The 7,140-nt window shown below is 64.0% G+C and carries 6 protein-coding genes and 2 pseudogenes; 7 read left to right on the forward strand and 1 reads right to left on the reverse strand.

Annotation, left to right across the window (positions count from 1 at the left end; all coding sequences use genetic code 11):
• From EOA79_RS27235 to EOA79_RS27245, 3 genes are all read left to right on the forward strand, one after another.
• A partial coding sequence (locus EOA79_RS27235; protein ID WP_164893963.1) for an ABC transporter permease occupies positions 1-672 on the forward strand: 672 nt, incomplete at its 5' end.
• Positions 669-1,445: an ATP-binding cassette domain-containing protein gene (locus tag EOA79_RS27240; RefSeq protein ID WP_095802303.1), complete on the forward strand. Its 777-nt coding sequence runs from the start codon at positions 669-671 to the stop codon at positions 1,443-1,445. The genes EOA79_RS27235 and EOA79_RS27240, both read left to right, overlap by 4 nt.
• Position 1,446: 1 nt before the next feature.
• Positions 1,447-2,301 carry a sugar phosphate isomerase/epimerase family protein gene (locus EOA79_RS27245; RefSeq protein WP_095802304.1) on the forward strand — a complete coding sequence of 285 codons (855 nt, stop codon included), beginning with the start codon at positions 1,447-1,449 and terminating at the stop codon, positions 2,299-2,301.
• A 6-nt stretch (positions 2,302-2,307) separates the two neighbouring features.
• Here EOA79_RS27245 and EOA79_RS27250 read toward each other — a convergent pair.
• A pseudogene (locus tag EOA79_RS27250) lies at positions 2,308-3,965 on the reverse strand (sulfatase-like hydrolase/transferase).
• Positions 3,966-4,110: 145 nt separating this feature from the next.
• On the opposite strand from EOA79_RS27250, the gene EOA79_RS27255 reads away from it, so the two are divergent.
• The 4 genes and pseudogenes from EOA79_RS27255 to EOA79_RS34300 all read left to right on the forward strand — a co-directional run.
• Positions 4,111-5,100 (forward strand): sugar phosphate isomerase/epimerase family protein, encoded by a 990-nt coding sequence (locus EOA79_RS27255; RefSeq protein WP_095824982.1) that lies wholly within the window; start codon positions 4,111-4,113, stop codon positions 5,098-5,100.
• Positions 5,097-5,966 carry a MurR/RpiR family transcriptional regulator gene (locus EOA79_RS27260; protein ID WP_095824981.1) on the forward strand — a complete coding sequence of 290 codons (870 nt, stop codon included), beginning with the start codon at positions 5,097-5,099 and terminating at the stop codon, positions 5,964-5,966. Before EOA79_RS27255 ends, EOA79_RS27260 begins: the two co-directional genes overlap by 4 nt.
• A 13-nt stretch (positions 5,967-5,979) precedes the next feature.
• Entirely contained in the window at positions 5,980-6,915 is a 936-nt protein-coding gene (locus tag EOA79_RS27265) for a PfkB family carbohydrate kinase (protein WP_095824980.1), read from the forward strand.
• A gap of 32 nt (positions 6,916-6,947) precedes the next feature.
• Positions 6,948-7,140 (forward strand): annotated as a pseudogene (locus EOA79_RS34300) (3-oxoadipate enol-lactonase); the annotation flags it as partial.

The following is a 7,140-nucleotide window of genomic DNA, read 5'->3' on the forward strand; positions in this document are numbered from 1 at the left end:
GTGATCGAATGCATTCTGGCCGCAAGTATCGCCGGCTACATCAACGGCCAACTGGTCACCCGCGCCTTCGTGCCCGCCTTCATCGTCACGCTCGGCATGCTGGGCCTTGCGCGCGGGCTGGCGCTCGTCATCTCGCAGGGCAGGGCGATCTACGGCCTGCCGCCGGAGATCGTCTATATCGGGCAAGGGAGGCCGCTCGGCATTCCGATGCCGGTCATCATCTTCGTGCTGACGGCGATCGTCGCGCATACGGTGCTTGCCTATACGCGCTTCGGCCGACACACTTTGGCGCTTGGCGACAGCGAGGGCGCGGCGCGCGCCGCCGGCATCCGCGTCGAGCAGCATCGCCGCATCATCTACACGCTCTCCGGCGCGCTCGCCGGGCTTGCGGGTCTCTTGTTCACCGCCCGCGTCAATGCGGGCGACCCGACCGCCGGCATCAACTACGAACTCACCGCGATCACCGCGGCGATCATCGGCGGCACCAACCTGTTCGGCGGCCGCGCCTCGATCCTCGGCACCATGATCGGCGCGCTGATCATGGGCGTGCTGCAGAACGGGCTGACATTGCTTGCCGTGCAGTCCTACTACCAGCAAATGGCGATCGGCGCGGTGCTGATCCTAGCGGTCTTCATCGACCAATATCAGGTGCGGAAGGAGTCGCGCGTATGACCCTGCTTTCGCTCCACAAGATCCGCAAAAGCTTCGGGGCGGTCGACGTGCTGCATGGCGTCGACCTGTCGGTCGCAGCCGGCGAGGTGGTCGGGCTGGTCGGCGACAACGGCGCCGGCAAGTCGACGCTGATGAAGACCATCACCGGCATCTACCGCGCCGACACCGGCTCGATCGAGTTCGACGGCAAGGACATCCTCGCCCTCGACCCCGGCCAGCGGCGCCGGCTCGGCATCGAGATGATCTACCAGGATCTGTCCTTGGCCAAGCAGCAGGACGTGGCCTCCAACATCTTCCTTGGCCGCGAGCCGACGAAAAGGCTGCTCGGCCTCTTCCCCGGCTTTGTCGACAAGACCGAGATGGATCGGCAGGCGGCGCGGATGATCGAGCGGCTCGGGGCGCACTTGCCGTCGATCAGTCGTTCCGTCGGCTCCTTCTCCGGCGGCCAGCAGCAGACGGTGGCGATTGCGCGGGCGCTCACCTTCAGCCCGAAGCTCGTCATCATGGACGAGCCGACGGCGGCGCTCGCCGTGCGCGAGGTGCAGAGCGTGCTCGATCTCATCCGGCGGCTGAAGTCTGAAGGCATCGCCGTCATTTTGATTTCGCACCGGCTGAACGACGTGCTGTCGGTCACCGATCGCATCGTCGTGCTGCGCCACGGCAGGGCGGATGCCGATCTCGTCACCGCCAAAACCAACATGAACGAAGTCGTCAGCCGCATCGTCGGCGGCGGCGACACGGCCGCCGCGGCGGCGCACGAGCAACGAGGCTGATATGAATGTTTTCGGACTGCACACTTTCGCCATCGCCCCGGTCTGGGATCTGGCCCGCATCGAGCCGCAGATGGACCGGCTGAAGGAGCTCGGCATCGGCCTCATGGAAATCCCGCTGCTCAGACCCGAGGAGATCGACACCAAGCGCACGCGCGGTTTTGCAAACCATTATGGCGTGCAGCTCATTCCCTCGCTCGGCTTGCCGCACGCGCTCGACGTGGTGGAGCGGCCGGAAGAGGCGCTCGACTTCCTGCAGCCGGCCTTCAACGTCTGCAACGAGGTGGGCGCCGAGGCGCTCGGCGGCGTCACCTATGGAACGATCGGCAAGACCACCGGCCGGGCGCCGACGCAGCGGGAGATCGACGGCATGTGCCGCTTCCTCGAAAGGGCGGCAAAGTCGGCGAAGGCCCGCAGCCTGAAGCTTGGCATCGAACCCTGCAACCGCTACGAGACGCATCTGATCAACCGCGGCATCGACGCGGCGCGCATCATCGAGCGCATCGGCGCCGACAACATCTTCATCCATCTCGACACCTACCACATGCATATCGAGGAAGAGAGCTTCGCGGCCGGCTTCGAGGCGGCGGCGCCCTTCCTCGGCTATGTGCATGTGTCGGAGGCCAATCGCGGCGTGCCGGGGCGCGGCATGCTGAACTGGGCAGCCTGCATGAAGGCGATCGCCGACATCGGCTATGAGGGCCCGATCACGCTCGAAAGCATGAACCATGTCGACGTCGACATCGCCGGCGGGCTCGCGGTATGGCGCCCGGTAGCGGAAGACCCGCGCGACGTCATTGAGGTTGGGCTGCCCTTCCTGCGCGAGGAAGCGAAGAAGGCGGGGCTGACACTCGGGTAACGAAAGCTAGTTGCCCCGGCGCGTCAGCCAGCGGCGACGCGCCTCCAGCTGTTCGGTGAGTTCGGCCTCGTCCCAATAGCCGATGAGCACGCCGGAGCCGATGATCGGGTCGAAATGGCCGACCTTGTCGTCGATCTCCGTCAGCCACTCGTCGGGGACGGTAATGCGATTGTTGGGCAGCGCCAGCCAGCGCATCAGCATTTTGCGCAGCCGCTCGATATCGCCGGCGGCCGACGGCTCGCGGCCGAGGTCGCGCAATTCGCCCGGGTCGTTGTGGAGATCGAAGAACATCGGCTCGACACTTTCGCCATGGACGAGTTTGAAGCGGCCGTCGGTGATCATGTAGAGCTTGCAGCCCGACACCGGCATGGCGAGCCTCAGCCGCGCCGCACCGCCGCTGTAGTCATATTCGCTGATGCCATAGTTGCGCAGGCTCTTCCGCTCACCCGAAGTCAGCGACAGCAGCGAGCGGCCTTCGAGGACATGCGGCTTGGGCCTGCCGCCGAAATAATCGAGAAAGGTGGGCGCGAGATCGATCATCTCGACCAGCGCGTCCGACGTGGTTCCTCTTGTGACGTCGGCTTCCGGACGAGGATCGTAGACGATCATCGGCACCTCACCGCGACGTCGTGGAACAGGTATTTCTCGCCGAGCCAATGGTCGCCGAGATAGTCGCCGTGGTCAGAAGTGAAGACGACAAGCGTGTTCTTGAATAGGCCGCGCTTCTCCATGAAGTCGAACAAATGGCCGAGCTGATCGTCGATCTGCTTGATCAGGCCCATGTAGCAGGGAACGACCGTTTCGCGGACCTCATCGCGCGAGAAGTTCTTCGAGTACCGCTCCTGCTGGAAGGCCTCGAAGATCGGGTTTGGCGAGACGCGCTCGGCTTCGCTGCGAACGGGCGGCTGGATCTCCGCCTTGCCGTACATGGCGTGGTAGGGCGCGGGCACGATATAGGGCCAGTGCGGCTTGATGTAGGAAAGATGCGCGCACCAGACTTCGCCCTTGGCCTCGGCGTCCTCAATGAAGCGCATGGCGCGGCGCGTCATGTAAGGCGTCTCGGAATGCTCCTCCGGAATGCGCGCCGCCTTGTCGGCATGGACGAGCAGCCAGCCGTTGAAATTCTCGCCATTCTCGCCTTCGCCGGAATTCGCCCAATGCTCCCAAGGATTTTCGGCCTCGAAGCCGTGCTGGCGCAGATAGGAGTCGTAGGCCGGATCGGGGTCGTAGCTGGTCGAGGGGTGCAGGCCGTCATCGCGCTCGAACGGCTCGAAGCCGCATTCCGCGACACGCACGCCGATGACGGAATCCTTGGCGATGCCGAGGCGCTCCATCCCTTCCTCGTCGGCCTTCATATGTGTCTTGCCGATGAGCGCACAACGCACGCCGACCTCGCGCAGATGGTCGCCCAGCGTCGGCTCGCCGACTCTGAGCGGCACGCCATTATGCGTCGAGCCGTGCGAGCGGACGTAGCGGCCGGTATAAGCGCTCATGCGCGAGGGGCCGCAGACCGTCGATTGCACATAGGCATTGGTGAAACGCACGCCGCGGCTGGCGAGCCGGTCGATGTTCGGCGTCGTCAGACTCTTCTGCCCGGCGCAGCTCAGATAATCGAACCGCAGCTGGTCGCACATGATGAAAAGGACGTTGCGTTTCGAGGTCATTGCTGCCCGTCGGAATGGTTCTCGAACCCGGTAATGCCAGAACAATCAGCGCATGCCAACCAGGGCAACCAGCCTGTACAGCTCACCAGAGAACTTTACAAAATAATTTTTTCATGTGAAGTCTCAGGCATCCCAAGGATCCCAAATGACATCCCATCGTTTTGCCACCCGTCTCAATTCCTTCGCCTCGCGGCCTGAGGCGGAGTGGGCCGGGCTTACCGGGAAGCCCTCGGTGCTGCAGATGGCGGCGCGGGCGGCTAAGGTCGAGGGGCTCACCGATCTCGACCTCAACTTTCCCGACCATATCGGTGAAAACCCCAGGGAAATTGCACGGAGGCTTGGTGATCTCGGGCTTTCCATCAATGGCTTCGCGATGCGCTACTATTCCAATCCCGCCTTCAAGCTCGGCGCGTTCACCAATCCCGATCCGGCAGTGCGGCGTGAAGCCATCGACCTCACCAAGGCTGGCATCGACGCGGCGCGAGAGGCCGGCGCCGGTCTCATGACATTGTGGCTGGGGCAGGATGGTTTCGACTACGCTTTCCAGGCCGACTACGCGACACTTTGGCAACACGAAATCGACGGTATTCGTGAAGTTGCGGCGCATGACCCCGATTGCGCCATCAGTCTCGAATATAAGCCGAACGAGCCGCGTTCTTATTCGCTGATGCCGGATGCCGCGACCACGTTGCTGGCGATCCGCGAGGCCGGCCTGCCCAATCTCGGCGTCACCCTCGACTTCGCGCATGTTCTTTATGCCGACGAGCAACCGGCCTTTGCCGCCGCTCTTGTCGCCCGTCACAGCAGGTTGCTCGGTGTTCATCTCAACGATGGCTACGCCAAGCGCGACGACGGCCTGATGGTCGGCGCCGTGCACACGCTGCAGACCATCGAGCTGCTGCGCCAGATACGCAGGGACGGCTACGCCGGTGCCATCTATTTCGACACCTTTCCGGACATGACCGGTCTCGACCCGGTGCGCGAATGCGAGGTCAACATCGCCACCGTCAAGCGCATGTTGCGGGTCGTCGAGCGGCTGGAGCGGGACAATCGGTTGGCGGCTGCCCTCGACGGGCAGGACGCGGTTGCCTCGCAGGCTATCGTCCAGGAAATCCTGCTCGGAGCTGCAGGATGACGTCCGCGGATCTCCGGGCCGTGGGGCCGCGCATCCGCATGATGATGCCGCATCTCACACCGCTGGAGGCAAAGGTGGTGGAAACCGTGTTCGGCCGCCGCGGGTTCGACGAGACGATCCCTTTGAAGGAGATCGCTGACGAGGCCGGCGTCTCCGAGGCGATGGTGGTGAAGATCGCCAAGAAGCTGGGCTTCTCCGGCTATCGCGACTTCCGGACGGCAGTCTGCGAATACAGCCGCTCGCCGACCGCCGAGATGCACCGGGAACTCTCCGTCGACGACAGTTCGGCCGAGATCGTGCAAAAGGTCTTCCGCACTTCCATACAGGCGCTGGAGGAAACGCTGGCGATCCTTGACATCGGCAATTTCGACCGGGCCGCCGACCTCATTTATCGATCCAAGCATCGCGACTTCTATGGCGTCGGCGGTTCGGCTCAGATTGCCCGGGATGTCTCGCACAAGTTCCTGCGGATCGGCATCCGCGCGGCGGTTTACGACGATTCCCACATGATGCTCATGTCGGCCTCGCTCCTCGGCGCCGAAGACATTGCCGTCGGCTTTTCCCATTCCGGCAACAGCAGCGCGGTGATTGATGCCATTCAGCTCGCCAAGAAGAACGGCGCCCGCACGCTTGCCATAACCAACTACGCCAACTCGCCGCTGGCAGCCGAGGCGGATGTCGTGCTCTGCTCGACCGCGCGGGGGTCGCCGCTGATGGGCGAGAATGCGGCCGCCCGTATCGCCCAGCTCAACATCCTGGATGCGCTGTTCGTCGCGGTGGCGCAGCGCGACTACCAGGCGGCGGAGCACAATCTCGGCCGCACCATGTCGGCAGTGACGTCGAAACGGCGAGACAAGTACAGATGAAAGATCGTCGCGGATGAGCGTTGCTTCAGCGGGGCTGGTGGCCGTGTTCGGCAGCCTGCATTACGACATCCTGGTCGACGCACCGGATCGCCCGCGCAAGGGCGAGACGGTGACAGGTTTCGGCTGGCAGCCGAAATGCGGCGGCAAGGGCGGCAATCAGGTCCTGTCGGCGGCGCGCGCGGGGGCGAGGTCGGCGATGATCGGCGCCGTCGGCGACGACGATTTCGGCCGTGCGCTGCTCGCCAATCTCAGCCGCAGCAATGTCGATCACCGCTTCGTGCGAGTAGAACCGGGGACCCGATCAGGCATGAGCGTGGCCATCTTCGACTACGATGGCGACTACGGCGCGGTGATCGTTTCCGGCAGCAATCTGATACTCGGCGAAAAGGATGTCGCGGGGGCGGCCGGTGTGCTCGCGCAGGCTGAGGTGCTGTTGCTGCAGAACGAAGTTCCGGAAATCGCCAACATCGCTGCCGCGCGCGCGGCGAAGGCTCATGGCTGCTGCGTCGTGCTCAACGCGGCGCCGGCCCGGCCGCTGCCCGCCGAACTCACCGGGCTCGTCGACATCGTGATCACCAACGCCATAGAGGCGGAGTTCCTGGCCGGCATTCCGGTCGTCGACACGCTTGAAGGCGCAGCTGAGGCAGCGCGGCAATTGGCAATCGTTTATCCGGCTGCAATCGTCACCGCCGGCGGCGATGGCGTCGCCTATCACGATCGCGATGGCCGCGCCTTTGCGCTTGCTGCCATTCCGGTGAAGGTGGTCAGCACCCATGGCGCAGGTGACGAATTCGTCGGTGCCTTTGCGGCTGCGCTTGCTCGCGGCGAGCCCACCGAGGCCGCCATCGCCGCCGCGAATGCCGCCGCCGCCCTGCTGGTCTCGACGCCGGAGGCGGATCGCCAGACGCCCCCTCAAAAGATCCAAGGCGGCGTGCACCGTCCAGAGTAGCCCTCGGTTTACCGATCTAGACAACTGGTGCAATGTTGGTTTGGAGGATCGAGATCGTGCCATTCGTCAGTATCGGCGGCATTACGTTGCACCATCGCCTTATCGCCGGGACGGCTGCTGCGCGCCCGATCATCTTCATCAATTCGCTCGGCACCGACTTGCGGATCTGGGACGATGTCGTCGCACGGCTTGCCGGTGAGATGCCGATGCTTGTCTATGACAAGC

It is taken from the genome of Mesorhizobium sp. M1A.F.Ca.IN.020.03.2.1 (genome assembly GCF_004023205.1).
In the GTDB taxonomy this organism is placed as follows: Bacteria; Pseudomonadota; Alphaproteobacteria; order Rhizobiales; family Rhizobiaceae; genus Mesorhizobium.